Raw genomic sequence first — 20,822 nt, 5'->3', positions numbered from 1 at the left:
ATGTACTCAATCCGCGTTTAGTCGTTTGTCGGGCAGTTTGCCCAGCTGCAAAGTGGGGATTTATGACAGCAACTTTAAAGGTAACTGAAAAAAGGTTAGCTGAGGCAGCGCCTGGCCCGTCGGCGTTAACCCTGCACAATGTATGCCATGCTTATGATGGCCATCAGGTAGTGAAAGGGGTGGATTTAAGCGTTGCCCCAGGAGAGGTGGTTTGCCTGTTGGGCCCCTCAGGTTGTGGCAAAACAACGCTGTTGCGTATTGCTGCGGGCCTTGAAGTGCTGCAAGAGGGCAGTGTTTCCTTGGAAGATATATATATTGCAGGACGGGGCCAGCGCCACGTGCCGCCGGAAAAGCGTAATGTTGGGCTGGCATTTCAGGATTCGGCGCTTTTTCCCCACCTAACTGTTCTGGAAAATGTCACCTTTGGGCTTAAACATTTAGCCTCTCGCGAGCGTCGGGAGCGGGCGGCACTATTGCTTGAGCAACTGGGTATGGCCGCGTATATCGATGTTTACCCGCACATGCTCTCGGGGGGGCAGCAGCAGCGGGTGGCTCTGGCGCGTGCGCTGGCGCCAGCGCCGCGCTTAATGTTGTTGGATGAACCGTTCTCAAGCCTGGATGCGCGTCTGCGCGATCGTATCCGCGACGATACGCTGCACGTGCTAAAAAAAGTCGGCGCGGCGACGCTGTTGGTGACCCATGACCCCGAAGAAGCCATGTTTATGGCGGATCGTATCGCGCTGATGCGCGACGGGCGGATCGTGCAAACGGGAACGCCGCGAGAGCTTTATTGCGCACCTCAAGACCCCTTTGTAGTGACCTTTTTTGGTGACGTTAATGAGCTGCAGGGCAAAGTGCATAATGGCTCGGTTAGCACACCAGTGGGGCGGGTGCCTGCCGGTGGGCTGGCGGAAGGCAGCGACGCCCAGGTAATGATTCGCCCTGAGGCGCTGCGCATTGTTGAGCGTGATCTACCTACTGGTGAACACGGCCATAGCCATGTGGTAATGGCGAAGCTGCTGGGGCGCACCAGCCTGCTACACCTGTGTGCCCATGGCGAAAACGGCCTTGAGGCCCACCTACACGCTCGCGTACCTGGGGTATTTTTACCTGCGGAGGGCCAGCCGGTGGATATTCACCTCGACCTTTCCCAAGTGTTTGTTTTCCCGCTCACGGCTTAATGCTTCATCAGGGCTGAGCGCCAGGACGTGAGCGGCGCATGGCCATGCTAAGCAGAATAACCGGCAGGATGCCCACCACCACAATGGCCAGCGACGATGTGGAGGCTTCGGCCAGGCGTTCATCAGAGGCCAGATTATGCGCCCGCACCGCCAAGGTGTCGAAGTTGAAGGGGCGCAGAATTATCGTTGCGGGCAGCTCCTTCATGACGTCAACGAAGACTAAAATCCCTGCCGCCAGAAGGCTGCTGCGCATCATCGGTGTGTGAATATGGCGCAGCGTGCCCCCCGCAGTTTGCCCCAGGGTGCGCGACGCGGCATCCATACTGGGGGTGACCTTGCCCAGACTGGCTTCCACCGCGTTGAACGAAACGGCTAAAAAGCGCACCACGTAGGCGTACAGCAAGATAAACGCCGACCCGCTGAAGACTAGACCGATAATGTAGCCATAGTGATTGTTGAGCCAGGTATTCAGGGCGTTATCCAACCAGGCAAACGGAATCAGAATACCCACCGCAACCACCGAGCCCGGAATCGCATAGCCCATAGAGGCGACCCGGGAAGCCACCCGTGCAAAGGTCGTATCGTGCATGCGTACGCCGTAGCTCAGCACCACCGCCAAGCCCACGGCGATCAGTGCAGCCACAGTTGCCAGCCCCAAGCTGTTCCAGGCGTAGCCGATAAAGCGCGTGCCCCACAGCGAATCGCCCCCCTGCAGTGCTAAATTGAGCAGAATACCGCTGGGCAGTAAAAAGCCCACCAGCACCGGCACCAGACAGACCAGCGTTGCTGCCGCAGCGCGCCAGCCGTGCAGCACGTATTCGGGCAGTTGCTGATAGCGATTGGTGGTATGGAAATAGCGGCGCTTGCCCCGCGACCAGCGCTCCAGTAGCACTAATACAATCACGAAGGTGAGCAGGCACGCCGCCAACTGCGCCGCCGCTACCTGTTCGCCCATGCCAAACCAGGTGCGGTAGATGCCGGTAGTAAAGGTATCCACGCCAAAGAACTGAACGGCGCCGAACTCGTTAAGTGTTTCCATCAATACCAGCGACACCCCGCCTACTAGCGCCGGGCGTGCCAGCGGCACGGCGACGCTGGCAAACAGTTTCCAAGGGCCACGCCCTAGCGTACGGCCTACATCCAGCACACATACCGATTGCTCAAGAAATGAAGCGCGGGCCAGCAGGTAAACGTAGGGGTAAAGCACCAGGGTAATCACCGTAGCGGCGCCGCCCAGGGAGCGAATGTTGGGAAAGTAGTAGTCGCCATACCCCCAGCCAAATGTCTCGCGTAGCAGGCTTTGTAACGGCCCGGCAAACTGCAAAAAATCAGTATAGGCGTAGGCAATAACGTAGGTGGGTACTGCCAACGGCAGCAGTAGCGCCCACTCGAATAGCCGTTTGCCGGGAAAGCGGCACATGACGACCAGCCAGGCCGTCCCGGTACCGATGATCAGCGTGCCCAGTCCTACGCTCACGACCAGCCAGAAGGTATTGTTTAAATAGCGGCTCAGTACGGTGCTGGCCAGGTGTTGCCAAACGCCATCGGTGGGCATCGCGATATGGGCAAATACCACCAGCACCGGCAGCGCCACCACGAACGCCACTGCGATCAGTGCAATCGACCAGGGGGTAGCGCGACGGCTAAGCGAAGAGGAGAAAGCGTATAGCCCGCGATAGCCGGATTTGAACAAGCGAACACTCCTTGCATTGACGGAAAGCAGTATTGGAAAGCCGGAAAGTAGCGCAGCACACTGAATGCGAAATACTGACGGGTGTGAATAGTAGCATTGGCGCAGCGTTGCTGCAGCTTTGTAAACCAGTCGTTAATACAAAAAAAGCCCGCCGGGGCGGGCCATAATGATTGGACGTTAAGCTTTAAGTTTTGGGAGGAAGGCCTAGGAACCCAGCAGCATGCTTGGTAGGCCGGTAATCAGCCAGGGGAAGAGCGCCATGAGCGCACACGCGAGTAGAATCAACGCGACGAAGGGTACTACTGCTTTGTAAAGATGGACGATTTCAACCCCGGGCGGTGCAACGCCTTTCAAGTAGAACAGCGCATAGCCAAAAGGCGGGGTCAGGAACGATGTCTGCAGTACCACCGCCACCATCACCACGAACCAAAGCATATCCACGCCCATAGTTTCGACGATGGGCAGCATGATTGGGAAGCTCAGCAAGACAATGCCCGTCCAATCCAGGAACATGCCCAGAATAAACACCAGGAACAGCATCAGGATCAGAGCCCCAACGGTGCCGCCAGGCATGGCCAGCACCAGCTCGCTGATCACGGTCATACCGCCACCGCGTGAGAACACGCCGGTAAAGGCAGTAGCCCCCACCAATACGAGCATGACCATGGTGGTGGTTTTACCCGCTTCTATCATCGTCCAGAAGCAGGTGCTGATTTTGCGATCACCAAAAATCATAAACAGAATAAAGGCGATAAATACGCCGATGGCTGACGCCTCGGTGGCTGTGGCCACGCCGGTAAATAGCGCGCCCAGCACGCCAAGAATCAACGACATGGGTGGAAGCACGTACTTCGCCAACATGATAAGAAGTTGTTTAGTACTGACTTCAGCGCGCTCTTCAGCAGGTACTTTGGGACCGTAGTGGGGTTTGATATAGCAGATAATCAAAACGTAGAGCGCATACATCATGCCGAGCAGCAAGCCAGGTACTAGTGCGCCCGCAAACAGTGCGCCCACTGAAACTGGTGAGTAGCTGGCCATTAGTATTAGCATGATGCTGGGCGGAATCAAGATGCCCAAACAGCCGCTTGCCATGATGACCCCGGCGCTAAGTTCTTTGTTGTAGCCGTACTTGAGCATCGGTACCAGGGCAATCATGCCCATCACCGCAATTGAGGCGCCGACAATGCCGGTAGTGGCCGCTAGCAGTACCGAGACGATCACCACGGTAAGCGCCAAGCCACCGCGCAGGTTCGCCAGTAGTAAGCGCATGGCGTCAAACATCTTCTCGGTAACGCCCGAGTCGTTTAAGAACCTTGCCATTAAGATAAACAGCGGTATTGCCACCAGTACATAGTTGTCCATGGCGTTACCGAAAATATTATTGATCAGGGTGCCGAGTATGCGCTCACCAGGGCCAATAAAGGCGCCGATCACCGCTACACCGCCCAGCACAAACGCCAGCGGGTGGCCCATAAACAGCCCCACCATCAGGCCGCCAAACATCACCAGCGTGAGTAATTCAGGACTTAGGTTCATGCTGATGTCTCCTCGCGAAGCTGCATGATGGCGCGCAGCACAATGGCAATTGCCTGCAGCAGAATCAGGATAGCGGCGACCACAATCACCCCTTTAATCGGGTAGACCGGGATTGAAACCATGCCGTACGTGGTTTCACCGCGGCTCCACGCGCGTTCAAAGAAGCTCCACCCCAGGGTGATCAGCATCCAGATAAAGGGGACAAAGAAAATTAGATAACCAAGTACTTCAAGCGCGGCTTGCTTCCTGCGCGATAGCAAGCGCTTTAGCACATCTACTTCCACGTGGGCGTGGTGTTTGAGTCCATAGGCCGCCATCAACATGAAGTGGGCGCCAAACAGCATTTTGGTGACGTCAAATGCCCAGTCGCTGGGGCGCCCAAACAGAAAGCGTGACGCAATGTCATAAAGAACAATCAGGGTAATGATGGCAATCAATGGAGCGATGATGCGCCCAAAAGCTTCATTGATGGCATCGATCGCCTTGGCAATCGCATTCATGGAAGATCTCCGCGGTCAGCACAAAAAACCGCCTCGGTAAAACCGAGGCGGCACTGAAGCGCCTTACAGGCAGGCTTCGATCTCTTCCAGCGAGGGCAGGTTATCCATCACGCGACTCATGTTGTAGGGGGCGGAAACATCGCGCCAGACCGCGTAGTGCTCAAGATAGGCAATCATGGATTGGTAGACTTTGGCGTGGTCGGGGGCTTCGCAAGCACCGCGCAGAATAACTTCATTGGTGACTTCCTGGATGCGCGCCAAGTCCTCTTCAGAGAATTGGTTGATCGTGACACCCGCGTCAATGAACTTCTGGGTGGCTTCGGTGGACTGGCGCTCTGACCAGGACAGTGACCAGGCCATAGTGGCGTCTGCTGCAATACGCAGGGTCTCTTGGGTCTCTTCTGAGAGAGCGTCCCAGGCGTCTTTATTGATCATGACACCGAATACGCTGGCCGACTGGTGCCAACCTGGCGTTGCCCAGTAGTCAGCCACTTCGGCAAAACCGGCGTTAAAATCAACGCCCGGGGTCGAGAACTCACCCGCATCGATAACGCCGCGCTCAATGGCTTGGTAGACTTCACCGCCTGCCAGAGTGACCTGGGAACCGCCCAGCTCTTCAAGCACGCGGCCCTGGTCGCGGCCCGACAGACGTAGACGCTTGCCATCTAAATCGGCAATGCTCTCAATCGGGGTGCGGCCCATAAAGCCGGACTCATTGTTGGTAATGCCGTAGGGGAGATAAACCATGTTGAACTGGCCATAAATCTCTTCGTACAGCTCGCGGCCGCCCCACTGCTGAATCCAGTTGAGGTAGTCAACGCCATTAAACAGGCTGGTCGTGGTGGCCAGTGGCGAGAAGGCGGGGTTCAGGCCTGCCCAATAGCCGGGCCAGTCACCTGCGGCTTCAATGCTGCCCGTTTCAGTGGCGTCAAATACTTCGGTGCCGGGCATTAGCGTGCCACCGGCGCGGAAATTGATTTGTAGCTCTTCGCCCGCCAGCTTATTGACCAGTTCCACCCAGTGCTGGTCAATCTTGATTAGATCAAGGTTCTCCGGCCAGGTAGTGGTCATTGTCCACTCTTCTTGTGCTTGTGCGGTGGTCGTTAACGTAGCAAAGGCAATGCCAGCGGCGAGGCCAGTGAGGGCAAATTTGGTCATTTTTTTCATGATGTATTTCCTGGTTTGGCGTGTGGCGTTATTAGTGTTGGTTACCTGAAGTCAGGAAAGTGCAGCGCTGCTAGATTACGTTTACGTAAACAAGGATATCTGCGCTTCAGAGCTAAATTAGCACATCAACCCCGCTGCGGTGCAATATCAGTAATGTAAGAGGTTTGATCCTCATGTTTTTATAAGTAGATTTTGTATATGTATTTAAAACAATGAGTTATGGAAGTTATTGAGCATCAAGGTAAGTTGTTAAGTAGCTTGAAAACGTTGAAAGTAGTTAAATTATTCAACCAAAGTTGTAAGCAGAAAGCTCGCCATAAGACGCTCGGCGGCACACCTACACCCTTAATAGGGTAACGTGATGGGAAGCAGTCGCGCTGGAGTAGGAAATTATTTGCTAAATGCCCATGTACTAGAGAACAAACAGCAAACGCGAAGAGTGGCAGCGTTAGTCCATCATGCACAGCGTTTAGCCCTTCGCCGCTGGCGCCAGCTGGTTTGGCTAAGCGGCGATGCCCAGCATTGCCAAACCCTAGCGCAGGCTCTATGGCAAGCCCACCCCTGGCAGGCACCGCTGTGGGTGGGAGAGGAATATCTCTCTCCACGCAAGGCGCGCACGCGTCTGGGTGCAGAACACCAGTTGGTAGTGCTCGACACCCACGGCACTGGGTTTGATCCTGAAGCGTTCGGGGCACTGACGGGAACAATCACCGCCGGTGGCTTACTGGTACTGCTCACACCGCAGCCATGGGGAGAGTCGCCGGACCTAGATTACGCTCGTTGTGCTGACCACCCCTGGCACTGGTCCGATATGAACTGTCATTTTTTGGCGCGCTTAGCGCGTCAGTTGCATGCGTCACCTGACGTAGTGCGCTGGCGCGCTGACCAGACGCTGCATCTGCCGCGCCTGCCTTTGCGCAAGGTAGACGATACCGGAAGTGGGGACAGCGATTGTCTGACCTCAGATCAAGCCTACGTGGTGAAGCAGCTGGTTGGCTTAAAGCGACGTCGCCCGCTGGTAATAACCGCCGATAGAGGGCGCGGCAAAAGCGCCGCGCTGGGTATTGCCTGTGCACGCTTGCTAGCGAACAAAGCTCAGCGAGTAGTGCTCACCGCGCCGCGGCTGAGTGCAGTGGAAAGCGTGTTCGAGCGGGTAGCGGCGCTTTGCCCGGATGGCCGACGGGTCGCGCCAGGCCAGTTTGTACTGGCCCAGGGCAGCGAGCTGGTTTTTTTACCCCCGGATGGCTTAACCGAGCAGATCAATGCTGGGCAGCAGGGCGGAGATGGTAGCTATTTAATGGTCGATGAAGCGGCGGCGATTCCCGCGGCGCTGCTGGGGCAGTGGCTCGCCGCCTTTCCGCGTATTGCTTTCGCCACCACGGTGCACGGCTATGAGGGCTCCGGGCGTGGGTTCGCGCTGCGCTTTCGTGCAACTCTTGATCGGCTGACACCCCAGTGGAAAGCGCTAACGCTTAACACGCCCATCCGCTGGCACAGTGGCGACCCGCTGGAAGCCCTGGTTAATCAACTGCTGTTGCTAAAAGCGCCGCTACCAATTGCTCAGCGGGATGGCAATGCATTGACAACTAAGGTGCTAGATCGTGCTTGGCTTGCCCAGCAAGACGACGCGTTGGAGAAGCTGTTTGGGCTGCTGGTGCAGTCGCACTACCGCACCTCTCCCAACGATCTGCGCCAACTACTTGATAGCCCAGGTACTCAGCTACGCATGATTGAGCAGGCAAGCGAGCCTCAAGCGGTGTTAGTCACTCGCGAAGAGGGGGGCTTTGAGGCATCCCTTGCCGACCAAGTCGCTTGTGGTGAGCGTCGCCCTCAGGGGCATTTGTTGGCGCAATCGTTGGCGACCCACTCCGGCAGCCGCGAGGCGCTGACCGCCCGCTGGCGGCGGGTGGTGCGTATCGCGACTCACCCCGAGCGTCGTCGTCAAGGCTTGGGGCAAACGCTGCTGCACGAGGATATGGCCGCCGCCAAGCAGCAAGGTACTGCACTATATGGCGCGACCTTCGGCGCTGAAGCGTCGTTGCTACGATTTTGGCTGACGCTGGGTTTTACGCCGGTACGCTTAGGGATTACCCGGGAGACATCCACCGGTGAGTTTGCCGTCATGGTGGCCAAAGCGCTGAATTCAGAGGGCGAGGCGGTGCTTACTGATCTCAGTGAGCGCTTCCAGGCGGCACTCCCTGGCCTGCTGGCCTTTGAGCTGAAGGCGCTACCCGCTGCTGTGCTGGTATTGCTGCTCGGTCAAGTGCCGAGCATTTCGCTGAGCGACCGTGAGTGGCAGGATGTTGAGGACGTAGCGACCGCCCATCGCGCCCCCTCTCTTGCCCGCCCGGCTTTGCAAGCCTTAGCCCGCGAAGCCAGCCACCGCGCTTTAACTGAGCCACAACAGCAGGCGCATCAACAGTTATCTGCCTGGGCATTTCAAAATAGTGCCCTGGCGAATGCCCACAATGACGCGGTGAAAGCCCTACGCCTCGCTGTCAATAGCCTCATTGAGGTAAAGTAGGTTGGTTACCGATAACGAAGAGTCTTTATGAACGCACATCTTGACGCGCTGGCCCCCTCATTAGTTTGGCGCCACTTTCGAACGCTTTGTAATACGCCGCGCCCCTCTGGGCATGAGGCGGCACTCGTCGCCACCCTCGAAAGCTGGGCCGATGCCCAAGGGCTCGCCCATGACCGCGATACCTTCGGTAATTTACGTCTACGTAAATCGGCATCCCCCGGCTGCGAACAGGCGCCCGGTGTGGTGCTTCAGGGTCACCTGGATATGGTCGCCCAGGCCAATAGCGGTCACGCCCACGACTTCACCCGCGATTCGATCGCTACCTATGTAGCCGACGGCTGGCTGCACGCCGATGGCACTACCTTGGGCGCCGATAATGGGATGGGTGTGGCGGCGATTCTGGCTGTTTTAGAAGACCCTGATTTACGCCACGGGCCCCTGGAAGCATTGTTCACCCTGGAAGAGGAGACTTCCATGGGTGGCGCGTTGAATCTAGCAGAGAATTGGTTAGAAGGTTCGCTACTGCTCAACCTGGACAGCGAGGATCGGGGGCAGGTCTATATTGGCTGCGCGGGCGGGGCTGACGTTGAAGTGGATGCACAACTGCCCAGTGCCGCTGTCGGTGATCACGAGCGGATTGTTGAGATCGCCTTGACCGGCCTGAAGGGTGGCCACTCCGGCGCGGATATCCATAAACCGCTGGCGAACGCCAACCGGTTGTTGGTCAGAGTGCTGCGCGCCCTTGAGGCGTTTGATGCGCGCTTGATTAGCTATCACGGCGGCACCTTGCGCAATGCAATCCCCCGGGAGGCTTTTGCCCAGGTGGCGCTGCCCGCCGATGAAGTCGATGCCGCCATGGTGGCTATCGCCGGGCTGGAAAAGATTCTGTTAACAGAGCTGGGCAGTGGTGATAGTGGCCTTAGTATCAGCGCCCAGCGTTTGGCAGCGGCGCCTACTGCGGAGCCACTAACCCTGGATGCAAGCGTAATGCTGCTGGCCGCACTTCACGCCGCCCCCTGTGGGGTCGAGCGGATGAGCGCCGATGTGCCAGGGGTGGTAGAAACCTCCAATAATCTGGGCGTGCTAAGCCTGGAAAATGGGCGGCTGCACCTCTGTGCCCTGGTACGCTCATTGCACGACAGTGCGGTGGTCGCCATGGCGGATCGCTTTAAAGCGCTGTTTGGGTTGATCGGTGCGCGGGTAAAAGTGGAAAACGGCTACCCGGGCTGGGCGCCTAACCCTGATGGTTCACTGTTGGCGACCTTCAAAGCCCGCCATGCGGCGCTGCTGGGGCGCGAGCCGGAGGTGAAAGTCATCCACGCGGGGCTTGAGTGCGGCATTCTTGGCAGCAAATACCCGCAACTGGATATGATCTCCTTTGGGCCACTGATTCGCGGCGCCCACTCACCGGATGAGCGGGTCGAGTTAGCCTCGGTGGAAGAGTTCTGGTCGCTGCTGCGGGCGTTGATCGAGGATCTTGCCGATCAGCGCTAACCCTCCCTCGCGCATACAAAAACGGCACCTAGACGGTGCCGTTGTTAGCTCACGAGATGACGCTTATTTGCTTAAATAGGCGTTGAGCATCCAGATAGTTTTTTCCTGTTCGCGGATGTAGTCACCGGCTTGCGCCGCGGTGCCTTCATCGTCGGCGTCAGAGGCAAGCGACAGCAGCTCACGCTGCAGCTCAATGATCGTTTGGTACCCTTTGAGCACGCCTTTGACGCAGGTGTTGCCGTCGTGAACGTCTTTGTCTTCCTGAATGCGCGATAGCGTTACATAGTCGCTGTAAGCGTGTACCGGTTTGTGGCCCAGGGTCAGAATACGCTCGGCAACCTCGTCTACTTTGGTCAGCAGGTCGGTGTAGAACTCTTCAAACTTGGCGTGCAGCTCAAAAAAATCGTTACCGCGCACGTTCCAGTGGTAGCCGCGCACGTTCATGTAGAAAATTTGGTAATTAGCCAGCAGGTGGTTGAGTTTTTCAGCGAGTTGACTAGCGCTACCTTCGTGTAGGCCAATGCTATTGGTATCCGTCATATCCTGCTTCCTCTTTATGCCGCAGTGTTTATGCCACAGTATGCGGCGGTTGATGCGTGCTTCCAGAATAGGGTGTCTTAAGGGCGATGCAAAACAAGTTTTTTGCATCGCAGCCATAGTGCTTCGACATTAAGTCACTGCCGTTACCCTTTGCTAACTCATTAAATGCAGGCGGCAGGAGTTTTTTTCAAGGTTTGCATGTTTTTTTAGGGTCTATGCACCCACAGCCGCAGCAGGCTTTCGCAGCGCGCTTCCAGTAGTTCAGCGGTGCGCGGTAGCGCGTCGCTTAAGGTCATGGGGCCATCCGCTAAAGCAAGCGCCGCTGTTACGCCTTCGTCAAAGCAGGCTTGCCAGCCATTGCCTAGGCTGCCTGCCAGCACAATGACCGGTTTGTGAAGACGCTTGGCGGCACGGGAAACACCAATTGGCGTTTTGCCCGCAAGGCTCTGCCCATCCAAACGGCCTTCGCCGGTAATCACCAAATCAGCGCGGGCCAAGAGCGTAGCCATGTCAGCTTGCTGCATAATCATCTCGATGCCGGGTTTCAAGGTGGCATTTAAAAATGCCTTGGCCGCAAACCCCATACCACCTGCCGCCCCTGCGCCCGGCAGCGTTCGGTAATCATCGCCTAATGCATGAGCGCTGATATCGGCGAAATGACCAAGCGCACGATCCAACTGCTCGACTTCTTCAGGTGATGCGCCTTTCTGCGGGCCAAATACCGCGCTGGCACCGCGTTCGCCCAGCAGCGGGTTGTCCACATCAACGGCGGCTTCTAGGGTGAGCTTGGCTAACCGCGGGTCTAGCCCCTCGAGGTCTAAACTAGCCAGATGGTTAAGTGCTGCGCCGCCTGGGGGAAGCAGTTGGTCATTTTGATCTAAAAAGCGCGCGCCCAGGGCCTGCAGCATGCCGGCACCGCCATCATTGGTAGCGCTACCGCCGAGCAGTAACAGCGCTTTTTCAGCGCCTTGATCCAGCGCCGCCAGCAGCAGTTCGCCCACCCCAAAGGTGGAGGTGTGCAGTGCATTGCGCTCATCGGCTCCTAGGTGCTGTAAACCGCTGGCTTCTGCCAGCTCAATAAACGCGGTACGCTGGTCACTCAACCAGCCCCAGGCTGCTTGGCGGGGGCGCCCCAGGGCGTCTTGAACATTTAGCTGGCGACGTTCGGCGCCGGTGGCGGCGATCAGTGCGTCTAAACTGCCTTCGCCACCGTCAGCTAAAGGGCATACCTGAACGTATGCCTCAGGTGCGGCACACCGCACTCCCCGCGCCATGGCGGCCGCGGCGTCTTGGGCGCTCAGCGCATCTTTGAAGCTGTCGGGGCAAAGCAAAACATTCATTAGCAGGATCTCCGCAAAACATTCGCATCAAGACAGTGTCTTAAATACAGTGTCTTAAATACAGTGTCTTAAATACGTCGTCATTAAATATGACCAGCTTTGGCGAGCTTAGCGCGCTAGCCTGCGCCAAACCAGTGGCCTCGTCCGTTAGAGGATCTAACATGAAGTCGATACCGATAAGCTTAACCTGTCTGCTAGCGCTTGCTGGCTGCCAAGTAGTTCCTGATCGTCTGCCGCAAGCTGAACCAGCGCCTGCGGCCTCGTGCTATTTCCCTGTAACCCATGAGCGGGCGCTAGAAGCCAGTGTTGAGGTGCTTACCGAATGGGGGTTTACCCTGAATTCTACTGATACCACCTTGGGCTTGATCAGCGCCAGCCGCGAACGAGCGTTACACGGCTATTATGATCCTTACGATGATGCCTACCGCTATGGGCGTGGAATGCGCCTGTTTGGTGGTTTGGGCATAGGTCGTGGTGGTTCCGGCGTCGGTTTTGGTGTTGGTGGAATTGGCTTTGGTGGTGGTGTGGGCCAGCAGCCATTGGAGGTGGAGCGTGTGTCGCTATTGGTGGACGACGCGCATATACGCATATCCCGCGATATACGTCGCTTCGATCACTGGGGTGATCTGCGTGAATCCTACAGTGCCAGCAATAACGATTTCTGTCAGCGCTTTCAAACCAGCTTTGCACAAACGATACCTGCAACCGGGAGGCCGTTATGAAAATTCGCCACTGGTTGTTAATCGGGCTATTGGGGGGATTAGCCGGCTGTGCAACGACCACGCCTTTGGAGCCCCGTGAGTTGGCTTATAGCACTTCATCAGAAGAGACCTTTCGCGAAGCCGTCGAGCTGATGGTGGAACAGGGGTATGTGGTTCGCCATGCGGATCTATCGCTGGGGCGGGCGGAAGCATCGCTGGCCCGCTGGCCGGAGTACCGGCTGCAGCTGCAGGTGAGCGAAGAGGGCAGTGGCAGCCGCGTGCGGGTGTCGGCGTTGAGGGGGAGCCAGCCACTGCCGCCCTATTTACTCGACCCTTGGCTGGTCGCCTTGCAGCATAAGCTGGGGGTCGCGCCATGAAGTGGGCAGGTAGCGTAGTAGCCGTTTTGTTGACCATGAGTAGTCTGCTGGTCAGCCCCGAGGCTCGTGCCCACCCTCACGGCTGGATCGATCTGAGTGTAAGGGTCATCACCGATGATCAGGGCGTGGTGAGTGGCCTGCATCAAACCTGGCGGATGGATCCTTTCTACAGTCTGGTGGTTTTTGAAGAGCTGCAGCAGGTGGAAGATGCCAGTCTAGAGGAAGGCCTGGATCAACTAGGCAAGGAGATTCGCGATAACCTCGCGGCGCATCACTACTTAACCGAAGTGAGTATTAATGGTGAGCGCCAGGCGCTAGGCGAGGTAAGCGAGTATACCGCCATGGAGCACGATGGGCGGCTAACTTTTATGTTCATTTTGCCGCTGGCAACACCTCAGCCGCTGACAGACGTTTTGCTGACTTACCAGGTGTTTGACCCCACCTACTACATCGAAGTGGTGCACGAGGAGGAGGGTGGCCAGCCCCAGGATGATGCACTGATACTGCACGGCGAGCCGGACTGTGAGTTGGCTATCCTCCCTGCTGATCCAGATCCTGAAATGGTGATGCAAGCGGCGCTACTCGATAAGGATGAGAGTGGTGAACCAGGCTTGGGACGCTATTTTGCTGAAACTGGCCAAGTTGATTGCCGCTAGCTGCTATTTAAAGCGTGCTTGTCACGCTCAACCTATCGACTATAAATTTTTTTATGTTACTTTGTAACAATTTTGCAGTGGGGCGGTAAGATGTCATTAACACGGCCGTTTAAACGACATTTAGGGTTAATGCTGGGTCTGCTGCTGGTCGCAGTAGTACTTATCATCGCTTGGCAAGGCGGATTTCAGAGCGTGAGCTATCAGCTGCTTGGTTGGCAGCGTGATCTGCACCGTTCGCTGACATTGGCGATTACCGAACTGTCACGTACCCCCACCATGGCGACATGGGTGAGCCTGCTCAGCATTAGCTTCGCCTACGGCGTGTTTCATGCTGCTGGGCCGGGGCATGGTAAAGCCGTCCTGGCGACCTACTTAGCCACCCATGGTGGTGCGGTAAAGCGTGCCTTGGGGCTCTCTTTTGCCGCCTCCTTACTGCAAGGTGTGACCGCAATTGTGCTGGTCGTTGTGCTGGTTTACGGCCTAGGCTGGATAACCCGGCAGGCCATGGGCAGTGTTGCCTGGGTGGAGCAGGCTAGCTTTCTGCTGGTGGCGGCGTTAGGGGCGTGGCTATGCTGGCGAGCCGTCAAGCAATTGCGGCGAGCCTACCAGTCCGAGCGAGCGGCTCATTCGCACAGCCCAGGCCATGAACATAATCAAGACCGTGAACATAGCCATGGTCATGACCACAGCCACTGTTGCGGAGGTGCTCACCATATTGAACCGCATCAGGCGTTAGATTGGCGGACAGCGATGATGACGGTCGGCGCCATTGGCATGCGCCCCTGCAGTGGGGCAGTGCTAATGCTGGGGGCGGCCAGCTTGCTTGGTCAGTTTGAGGTGGGGGTGGCATCGGTAGTGGCCATGTCGATCGGCACTGGGATAACCGTATCAGCGCTCGCCCTGGCGAGCATTTTTGCCCGTGGCTGGGCGCAGAGGCGCTTATCCAAGCAGCACAGCCAGCGGAGTGTGCAAAAAACCACCGGCTGGGTGGCCTTAGTCGGTGGAGCGCTGATTGTCGTACTGGGTATTTCACTTAGCGTCGCGGGTGTCGCCCAGCCCGCGAGTGGGCCACTTCTCAACGAACCGCCTGCGCGGCAAGGCCATCCTTTAACGGGGTAGTGGTTAGGCTACCCATTCAGTCCATCGATAAGTGCTAGCAGTTGGTCGCGTAACTGCGCCTGGCCATCCAGATCGTAGGGTTCAGGTGAACCGATGCCCCAAACAGGGGCAGGCCAGGTTGCATCGCTGTGCCGACGAATTACCACGTGCACATGCAACTGGCTAACCACATTGCCTAACGCGGCAATATTAACTTTGTCTCCACCCAGCGCTGCTTTCATTGTGTCGCCTAACTGGGTGGCCTCCTGCCAAAGTTGCTGCTGATCATTTTCAGAAAGCTCAAACACTTCACTGATAGAAGCGTGGCGAGGTACTAGAATCACCCAGGGATAACGTGCGTCGTTCATTAGCAGAACGCGGCTTAGTGGGAGGTCTGCAATGGGGAAGGTATCGGCGGCAAGGCGTTCATCTAGTTCGAAATTAATCAAATGTCAGGCTCCAGACAGTGGTTAGATGATTGTTAGCATAGCAGCCGCGCAGTGACATAGGGAAAGTGAGCGCGATTGCCAAAACGCTGTTACCCTGAAAAAACTCCCCAGTGGCAAATTAAGTTGCCAACGGAGTTTCCCGATGTTGAATAACGCGTTAAGGAGAACGGAAAATGAAAAAATTATTGGCCATGAGCTTTATGCTGCTGATGACAGCGGGTGTACTAACGGGTTGCAATACCATCGCTGGCGCAGGCCAGGATGTGCAAGAGGGGGGTAAAGCCGTCCAGGATGCAGCCAGTTAAGCTGCACTAGCAATGGTACTCTTCACCGGACTGGGCATTTACCCGGCCCGGTGGCGAGTAGCGTGTGTATTTCATAATCTGCCCTTTGGAGATTCACGGATGAAACCCCGTATTACTCTGGCTAAGCTCGCTGCTGTTAGCGCTTGTGCAATGTTGCTAGCAGCCTGCGTTAGTTCGCAAATGCCGATTTCCCCAGCCAACGACGACGTGGACGCAGCGCCACCGCCGCCAACGGTAGCGGCAAATGGTTCAAGTGATGAGCAGGCTGCCAGCTGTGATCTAGACGCTATTCAATACGCTATCGGTGAACCTTTCGATGCGGCTGGCTTTTCGCAGTTAAAAAGCGATAGCGGTGTTCAACAAGTGCGTGTGCTGCGGCCTGGCGATATGGCTACCATGGATCACCGCCCAGATCGCTTGAATATTCATCTTGATGATCAAGATGGCATTGAAGCGCTGCGCTGCGGCTAACGTACTGTCATCCTAAGATCAGTACAACGCAGGCGGCGGTCAATATGCCCATGGTGATGTTGAACGCCCGCCATGCGGCATCCGTTTTGATCCACTGCCCAATCGCACTACCAAAGGCGGCCCATAGCGCAATGCAGGGCAGTGCCACCATCTCAGCAAAGCCTGCAAGTAACAGTGCATTAAATACTGGTTGGCCACTTTCGGGAAGAAAGCCTGCCATCAACGCTAGGCCCATTACCCACGCTTTAGGATTGGCGAACTGAAACGCCGCTGCCTGCCAAAATGTAAACGGTACGTTATGGGCTTGGGCGTTAAGATTGGGCGGCGGCGCGCTGGCAATTTTCCATGCCAAATAGAGCAAGTAGGCGCTGCCGACCCAGCGCAACGCGGTTTGAATCGCTGGGTAGCGTTCAAACAGCACGCCCAAGCCCAGCGCTATGCCCGCAAATAGCAAAAAGCAGCCGCCCAAAATCCCCCACATATGCGGCAGCGTACGCTTAAAGCCGAAGTTAGCACCAGAGGCGGTCAGCATAACGTTGTTCGGCCCAGGGGTAAGCGTCATCGACATCATATAGAGCGCGGCCGGGCCGAGGATTAACCATTCGCTGTTCATTTTATTGTATCTATACCGTATAAGGTTGATCGTTTTGGTGGCATTCAGGTTTAGAATGCGTCATGGCTATTCATAGCGGTCTTTCCAGCCCTGGTGCCGCACTTGGTCTTTAAGCATTTCGAGAACGTCGTACAGCACCTGCTCGGTGACTCGGTTGCTGCCTTCGTCAACCGTCAGCCAGGTGTCGAAGCCGCTGTCTGCGGTGCGCTCCACTAACTGCCTAAACTCATCCGAATGAATGCCTAGCAGCAACTCGTCGACTAGCCGTTGGGCAACACTGCTGAGCGATGCTTCCATCGCGCTGGTGGCTTGCTGCCCCATGGGCAGACGGTTAAGGCGCTGAATCTCGGGGCTTTCTCGTAGCGTACGGCTAACTAAATCGCTGATCGCCGCCATAATGGATTGGCGATTGTGCTGATAAGCTTTACCGATAGTGCTTTCCAACCGCTGAGCAATCTCACTAATCAGCTGAGACTTGCGCGGCATTATCACACGTTCAATGACGCGCTCGGTCAGCGAGTCGCTGGCGCGGATCTGCTGCTGCACATTGCCCAACAGCCGCAAAGCGATACGGTCAGAAAGCTCCTCAAGCAGAATGTCGTAATACTTGGCCACAAATTGATAGATGTACCAGCGGGTAACATCAATAAGGCCAAGGCGATGCAGTCGGTTGATTAACGAGACGACGCGTAAAATACGCAGTAGGCGGAAACCCGCCAAGGGAATACAGCCTAGGACGTCATACCAGTGCACGAAGGGGTAAAAGAACCAGCGGTGGTAGCGCCGCTCGGCAATCGCGATTGACCAGCCTAGCAGTACATCGGCGATAAAAAAGCTGACAAATACCAAGTCGATGGTGATGAAGCGGCTATGAATCACGTCATCGTAGAAGGTATGAAAACCGGGCGCGAGGTTGGCGATGCCCTGGTTAATAGGGCCAAGCAGAAACAGCGAATCAAACAACAGCAGCGCGAGGTTAATCACCACCAGCGTCAGAATGAATAAATCCCAACCAATATGGGCATATTCAACCGATTTAGGCAGGTGCGGGTAGCGTTCCCTGGCGGGCATACGAACTCCTTGTCGCTGGGTCTTTTAATAGGCCTGGGACTGGTGATGCTGCTGCTGGGTCAGCAGTTCCTCTCTTTCTGCCTGTTTGCGTAGCTTCTTGCGTAAAGCCGCCTTTTCAAAACGTAGTTTCTGCAGCGGCGTTGCTAAATTGAGTGGCGGTACGCTGGCGGGTTTACCATCAGTGTCCACCGCGACCATGGTGAGGTAGCAACTGTTGGTATGGCGGATCAGCTTATTGCGAATATCTTCAGCCACGACCTTAATGCCCACTTCCATCGACGAGCGGCCAACATGATTGACGCTGGCTAGAAAAGTGACCAGCTCGCCGACATGAATCGGTTGTTTAAACAGCACCTGATCCACCGACAGTGTCACCACATAGTGGCCCGAATAGCGGCTAGCGCAAGCAAAAGCGACTTCATCGAGCTTTTTAAGAATCGCGCCACCATGTACTTTGCCGCTGAAATTCGCCATATCGGGCGTCATTAATACGGTCATGGAGAGTTCATGCTGCCCAGGCAGGGCAGCGTTCGCGCTGATTTCGGCGTCTGTCATGCGGTGCTCCTGCTGTTATATGAGGGTAAACCGTTGCCCGCCCCCATATGCTGGGCTGCGGGCAATCATTGGCGGTTTTTTAATGCCATGCTTTTTTAAAACTAATCTCTTTTAAAACCAGGCTCTTTTAAAACCAAGCTCTTTTTAAAACCATACCAGACCGACGGAAATAATAATGCCGGTGATAAAAAGCTGAATCAGGCAGAAGCCCATAATATCTTTTGCCTTCAGGCCAGCAATGGCGAGTACCGGCAGCGCCCAGAAGGGTTGCAGCAGGTTAGTCCAGGCATCGCCCCAGGCAACCGCCATGGCTACTCGTGAAATGTCAGCACCTAGAGCCTCGGCGGCAGGTAGCATTACGGGTGCTTGCACGGCCCACTGGCCTCCGCCAGAGGGAACGAACAGGTTGACAATCCCAGCGCTGATAAATGACCAGAACGGCAGTGTACTAGCAGTGGCAAAGGAAACCAGCCACTCGGACATGCTCTCTGCTAGCCCAGACTGAACCATGATGGCCATGATGCCAGCGTAAAATGGGAATTGGATGACAATTCCCGCACCGCCTTTAATCGCTTCGTGCAGGCTATTGAGCAGGTTACGTGGCGTGCGGTGTAGCACAATGGCTAGGAACAGAAACATAAAGTTAACGACGTTAAGGTTTAAGCCGCCCCCCCGTAGCAGGAAGTGATCAAGCAAGAACAGCAGCCCCGGCACACCGACCAGCAGGGCGAGGGTTAAACTGTTTTCCAGGCGTTCCGCAGGGCGAGTAATGCGGCCAACCGGCTCGGGCTCATCATTCAACACGCTGGGGTCGACGTAGACGCTATCCTTCTCATCCGGCAGCATCATGCGGTTTACCAACGGGATGGCGATAAACAGGCAGACCACGATGGCGAGGTTGAAGAAGGCGAAAATTGTTGAGCCGGTGCCAATAACACCAATCTGGTCGGCGGAAAAATGCCCTTCGGTAGCGATGGTTAACGGTATCGAGCCTGCCAAACCGCCGTGCCACACCACAAAACCGGAGTAGGCACTGGCGACAAGCAGCCGGTAGTCAACGCGGATCAGTCGTGCCAGCTCTTTGGCAAAGAGTGCCCCGACTACCAAGCCAAAACCCCAGTTAATCCAACTGGCTGCCAATGACACCAGCGTGACCAGGATAATGGCGCCGCCAGGCGTTTTAGCGGTACCGGCGATTTTTTGCAGAATGCGTTTTACCGGCGGTGAGCTTGCCAGCATAAAACCAGTGACCAGCACCAGCAGCATCTGCATCGAGAACGTCAGTAATCCCCAGAAGCCATCGCCCCAGAAACGCAGCACCGCCAGCGGTGTTTGTCGCTCAATGGCGATCGCGGCGGCTGCGGCAATTAACGTCAGTAGTAGAACAAAAATATACGGGTCGGGGAGATAGCGCTCCACCAGCTTTACCGCCGGTTTTGAGATCATTTTAAGCATGGGATGCTCTCTTTATTCATTATTAGGAAGTGCGTAGGGAGTGCATGTGAAGGTGCATAGCTAATATACGGGGGGACGCCCCTATTTTCACGTTCAAGTTTCACGTTGAAGCTGCCCGCTTAATCTCACGTTAGCGCAACTGGGGTTAATCGCGCCTGGTTTAACGCCATTGGTTTAACCGGTAAGGGCGATGGTAGTGAAAATAGTAGTAAACGATCAGCACAGCCGAGCGCACCAGCGTAAACAACATAAACGCGAGCCAGAGGCCATGATTGCCCAGTCCCTGAGTTAGCCACCAAATGGGTATATAGGCGGCTAGGCCAATAAAGATACTGTTACGCATTTCACGTACAGCGGTGGTACCAATAAACACCCCATCAAGCAGGTAGCTCCATACCGCAATCAGCGGCATGACGACCATCCATGGCAAGTACTGTGCCGCGGTCGCACGCACCTCTTCAAGGCCGGTAAGCAGCGCAATCAGCGCATTGCCACCCAGCGCGAACAGCAGGGCAGCAGCGCCAGCCGTCCAGAATGAAAAGCGCATGGCCGCGCGTACGGTGGCGGCGAATTCATGCCAATCCCGGCGACCATAGGCGCGCCCAATCAGTGACTCGGCAGCGTGGGCAAAGCCATCCAGGGCGTAACTGGTGAGCATGATAAATTGCAATAGTACTGCGTTGGCAGCAAGGACTGTATCGCCCTGGCGGGCGCCCTGGGCGGTAAAGAACGCCATGGCAAACAGCAGGCCGAGGGTGCGCACAAATAGGTTGGCGTTAACGTTAAACAGGGCTGTGTAGGCTGCGAGTGCCAGCAGACGCTCGCGCAAGAAATGGCCCTCTAGCCGGGCTAGCTGGCGCAGCACCAGGTAGCTGCCAAATGCTAAGGCACTGTAGTCGGCGATCACGCTCGCCCAGGCCACGCCGTTGCTAGTCATGCCCAGGCCCACCACGAACCATAAATCCAACACGATATTAACGCCGTTGGTAAGCAGTAGAATCATCAGCGTAACGCGGGAGTTCTGTTGGCCCAAAAACCAGCCCAGGATGGCGTAGTTGGCAAGCACTGCGGGCGCAGACCAGAGACGAATATG

Annotated in this window: 21 protein-coding genes; 9 read left to right on the top strand and 12 right to left on the bottom strand. The window is 56.1% G+C overall.

Going from position 1 to position 20,822, the window contains the following annotated elements; translation table 11 throughout:
• Positions 1 to 62: 62 nt before the first annotated feature.
• On the top strand, positions 63 to 1,181 hold the full coding sequence (locus KUC_RS14170) for an ABC transporter ATP-binding protein (RefSeq protein ID WP_007113906.1): 1,119 nt from the start codon (positions 63 to 65) through the stop codon (positions 1,179 to 1,181).
• Between the two features lie 7 nt (positions 1,182 to 1,188).
• Here KUC_RS14170 and KUC_RS14165 read toward each other — a convergent pair whose 3' ends face one another.
• The 4 genes from KUC_RS14165 to dctP form a co-directional block, all read right to left on the bottom strand.
• Positions 1,189 to 2,874, bottom strand: a complete 1,686-nt coding sequence (locus KUC_RS14165; protein ID WP_007113905.1) for an ABC transporter permease — start codon at positions 2,872 to 2,874, stop codon at positions 1,189 to 1,191.
• Between the two features lie 204 nt (positions 2,875 to 3,078).
• On the bottom strand, positions 3,079 to 4,413 hold the full coding sequence (locus KUC_RS14160; protein ID WP_007113904.1) for a TRAP transporter large permease: 1,335 nt from the start codon (positions 4,411 to 4,413) through the stop codon (positions 3,079 to 3,081).
• Positions 4,410 to 4,913, bottom strand: a complete 504-nt coding sequence (locus KUC_RS14155; RefSeq protein WP_007113903.1) for a TRAP transporter small permease subunit — start codon at positions 4,911 to 4,913, stop codon at positions 4,410 to 4,412. Before KUC_RS14155 ends, KUC_RS14160 begins: the two co-directional genes overlap by 4 nt.
• Positions 4,914 to 4,976: 63 nt before the next feature.
• Positions 4,977 to 6,080, bottom strand: coding sequence for a TRAP transporter substrate-binding protein DctP (dctP, locus tag KUC_RS14150; protein ID WP_007113902.1), 1,104 nt, complete (start codon positions 6,078 to 6,080; stop codon positions 4,977 to 4,979).
• A gap of 361 nt (positions 6,081 to 6,441) precedes the next feature.
• Here dctP and KUC_RS14145 point away from each other — a divergent pair, with 361 nt between their 5' ends.
• On the top strand, positions 6,442 to 8,604 hold the full coding sequence (locus KUC_RS14145) for a tRNA(Met) cytidine acetyltransferase TmcA (RefSeq protein WP_083825779.1): 2,163 nt from the start codon (positions 6,442 to 6,444) through the stop codon (positions 8,602 to 8,604).
• 27 nt (positions 8,605 to 8,631) lie between these two features.
• Entirely contained in the window at positions 8,632 to 10,098 is a 1,467-nt protein-coding gene (locus tag KUC_RS14140; protein WP_007113900.1) for an aminoacyl-histidine dipeptidase, read from the top strand.
• A gap of 63 nt (positions 10,099 to 10,161) precedes the next feature.
• On the opposite strand, the gene KUC_RS14135 is transcribed toward KUC_RS14140, so the two are convergent.
• Positions 10,162 to 10,638 carry a Dps family protein gene (locus tag KUC_RS14135; protein WP_022522067.1) on the bottom strand — a complete coding sequence of 159 codons (477 nt, stop codon included), beginning with the start codon at positions 10,636 to 10,638 and terminating at the stop codon, positions 10,162 to 10,164.
• Between the two features lie 206 nt (positions 10,639 to 10,844).
• Complete coding sequence (locus tag KUC_RS14130; protein ID WP_007113898.1) at positions 10,845 to 11,978, bottom strand: glycerate kinase; 1,134 nt, start codon at positions 11,976 to 11,978, stop codon at positions 10,845 to 10,847.
• Between the two features lie 161 nt (positions 11,979 to 12,139).
• On the opposite strand from KUC_RS14130, the gene KUC_RS14125 reads away from it, so the two are divergent.
• The 4 genes from KUC_RS14125 to KUC_RS14110 all read left to right on the top strand — a co-directional run bounded on the left by KUC_RS14125 (position 12,140) and on the right by KUC_RS14110 (position 14,831).
• Positions 12,140 to 12,700: a hypothetical protein gene (locus tag KUC_RS14125; RefSeq protein ID WP_040480934.1), complete on the top strand. Its 561-nt coding sequence runs from the start codon at positions 12,140 to 12,142 to the stop codon at positions 12,698 to 12,700.
• On the top strand, positions 12,697 to 13,056 hold the full coding sequence (locus KUC_RS14120; protein WP_007113896.1) for a hypothetical protein: 360 nt from the start codon (positions 12,697 to 12,699) through the stop codon (positions 13,054 to 13,056). Before KUC_RS14125 ends, KUC_RS14120 begins: the two co-directional genes overlap by 4 nt.
• The gene (locus tag KUC_RS14115; protein WP_007113895.1) at positions 13,053 to 13,712 is read left to right on the top strand and encodes a DUF1007 family protein; all 660 of its coding nucleotides are present in this window, start codon (positions 13,053 to 13,055) and stop codon (positions 13,710 to 13,712) included. The genes KUC_RS14120 and KUC_RS14115 overlap by 4 nt, the downstream gene beginning before the upstream one ends.
• A 90-nt stretch (positions 13,713 to 13,802) precedes the next feature.
• Entirely contained in the window at positions 13,803 to 14,831 is a 1,029-nt protein-coding gene (locus KUC_RS14110; protein WP_007113894.1) for a nickel/cobalt transporter, read from the top strand.
• Between the two features lie 8 nt (positions 14,832 to 14,839).
• Here the strand turns inward: KUC_RS14110 and KUC_RS14105 are convergent, their stop codons facing one another.
• Complete coding sequence (locus tag KUC_RS14105; protein WP_007113893.1) at positions 14,840 to 15,259, bottom strand: HIT domain-containing protein; 420 nt, start codon at positions 15,257 to 15,259, stop codon at positions 14,840 to 14,842.
• Between the two features lie 173 nt (positions 15,260 to 15,432).
• Here KUC_RS14105 and KUC_RS14100 point away from each other — a divergent pair, with 173 nt between their 5' ends.
• Positions 15,433 to 15,564 (top strand): entericidin A/B family lipoprotein, encoded by a 132-nt coding sequence (locus tag KUC_RS14100; protein WP_007113892.1) that lies wholly within the window; start codon positions 15,433 to 15,435, stop codon positions 15,562 to 15,564.
• 99 nt (positions 15,565 to 15,663) lie between these two features.
• A complete protein-coding gene (locus tag KUC_RS14095) occupies positions 15,664 to 16,035 on the top strand; it encodes an I78 family peptidase inhibitor (protein WP_040480932.1) in 372 nt (123 codons plus the stop codon).
• 7 nt (positions 16,036 to 16,042) lie between these two features.
• Here the strand turns inward: KUC_RS14095 and KUC_RS14090 are convergent, their stop codons facing one another.
• The 5 genes from KUC_RS14090 to KUC_RS14070 form a co-directional block, all read right to left on the bottom strand.
• The gene (locus KUC_RS14090) at positions 16,043 to 16,648 is read right to left on the bottom strand and encodes a LysE family translocator (protein ID WP_007113890.1); all 606 of its coding nucleotides are present in this window, start codon (positions 16,646 to 16,648) and stop codon (positions 16,043 to 16,045) included.
• 66 nt (positions 16,649 to 16,714) lie between these two features.
• Complete coding sequence (locus KUC_RS14085; RefSeq protein ID WP_007113889.1) at positions 16,715 to 17,719, bottom strand: hypothetical protein; 1,005 nt, start codon at positions 17,717 to 17,719, stop codon at positions 16,715 to 16,717.
• Between the two features lie 24 nt (positions 17,720 to 17,743).
• A complete protein-coding gene (locus tag KUC_RS14080; RefSeq protein ID WP_007113888.1) occupies positions 17,744 to 18,274 on the bottom strand; it encodes an acyl-CoA thioesterase in 531 nt (176 codons plus the stop codon).
• A 144-nt stretch (positions 18,275 to 18,418) separates the two neighbouring features.
• Positions 18,419 to 19,729, bottom strand: coding sequence for a short-chain fatty acid transporter (locus KUC_RS14075; protein ID WP_007113887.1), 1,311 nt, complete (start codon positions 19,727 to 19,729; stop codon positions 18,419 to 18,421).
• Positions 19,730 to 19,889: 160 nt separating this feature from the next.
• Positions 19,890 to 20,822, bottom strand: a 933-nt coding sequence (locus KUC_RS14070) for an MATE family efflux transporter (protein WP_244264806.1), incomplete at its 5' end; no start/stop codon positions are given.

Origin of the sequence: Vreelandella boliviensis LC1 (genome assembly GCF_000236035.1) — a bacterium.
Classification (GTDB): Bacteria; Pseudomonadota; Gammaproteobacteria; order Pseudomonadales; family Halomonadaceae; genus Vreelandella; species Vreelandella boliviensis.
This window is presented reverse-complemented; position numbering and strand designations above follow the sequence as displayed.

What these genes read in the sequence shown, in the direction of transcription:
- KUC_RS14125 (WP_040480934.1), top strand. Translation starts at nt 12,140, where the DNA reads ATGAAGTCGATACCGATAAGCTTAACCTGTCTGCTAGCGCTTGCTGGC.
- KUC_RS14130 (WP_007113898.1), bottom strand. Translation starts at nt 11,978, where the DNA reads ATGAATGTTTTGCTTTGCCCCGACAGCTTCAAAGATGCGCTGAGCGCC.
- KUC_RS14095 (WP_040480932.1), top strand. Translation starts at nt 15,664, where the DNA reads ATGAAACCCCGTATTACTCTGGCTAAGCTCGCTGCTGTTAGCGCTTGT.
- KUC_RS14170 (WP_007113906.1), top strand. Translation starts at nt 63, where the DNA reads ATGACAGCAACTTTAAAGGTAACTGAAAAAAGGTTAGCTGAGGCAGCG.
- KUC_RS14085 (WP_007113889.1), bottom strand. Translation starts at nt 17,719, where the DNA reads ATGCCCGCCAGGGAACGCTACCCGCACCTGCCTAAATCGGTTGAATAT.
- KUC_RS14080 (WP_007113888.1), bottom strand. Translation starts at nt 18,274, where the DNA reads ATGACAGACGCCGAAATCAGCGCGAACGCTGCCCTGCCTGGGCAGCAT.
- KUC_RS14140 (WP_007113900.1), top strand. Translation starts at nt 8,632, where the DNA reads ATGAACGCACATCTTGACGCGCTGGCCCCCTCATTAGTTTGGCGCCAC.
- KUC_RS14160 (WP_007113904.1), bottom strand. Translation starts at nt 4,413, where the DNA reads ATGAACCTAAGTCCTGAATTACTCACGCTGGTGATGTTTGGCGGCCTG.
- KUC_RS14100 (WP_007113892.1), top strand. Translation starts at nt 15,433, where the DNA reads ATGAAAAAATTATTGGCCATGAGCTTTATGCTGCTGATGACAGCGGGT.
- KUC_RS14145 (WP_083825779.1), top strand. Translation starts at nt 6,442, where the DNA reads ATGGGAAGCAGTCGCGCTGGAGTAGGAAATTATTTGCTAAATGCCCAT.
- KUC_RS14090 (WP_007113890.1), bottom strand. Translation starts at nt 16,648, where the DNA reads ATGAACAGCGAATGGTTAATCCTCGGCCCGGCCGCGCTCTATATGATG.
- KUC_RS14155 (WP_007113903.1), bottom strand. Translation starts at nt 4,913, where the DNA reads ATGAATGCGATTGCCAAGGCGATCGATGCCATCAATGAAGCTTTTGGG.
- KUC_RS14115 (WP_007113895.1), top strand. Translation starts at nt 13,053, where the DNA reads ATGAAGTGGGCAGGTAGCGTAGTAGCCGTTTTGTTGACCATGAGTAGT.
- KUC_RS14110 (WP_007113894.1), top strand. Translation starts at nt 13,803, where the DNA reads ATGTCATTAACACGGCCGTTTAAACGACATTTAGGGTTAATGCTGGGT.
- dctP (WP_007113902.1), bottom strand. Translation starts at nt 6,080, where the DNA reads ATGAAAAAAATGACCAAATTTGCCCTCACTGGCCTCGCCGCTGGCATT.
- KUC_RS14120 (WP_007113896.1), top strand. Translation starts at nt 12,697, where the DNA reads ATGAAAATTCGCCACTGGTTGTTAATCGGGCTATTGGGGGGATTAGCC.
- KUC_RS14075 (WP_007113887.1), bottom strand. Translation starts at nt 19,729, where the DNA reads ATGCTTAAAATGATCTCAAAACCGGCGGTAAAGCTGGTGGAGCGCTAT.
- KUC_RS14135 (WP_022522067.1), bottom strand. Translation starts at nt 10,638, where the DNA reads ATGACGGATACCAATAGCATTGGCCTACACGAAGGTAGCGCTAGTCAA.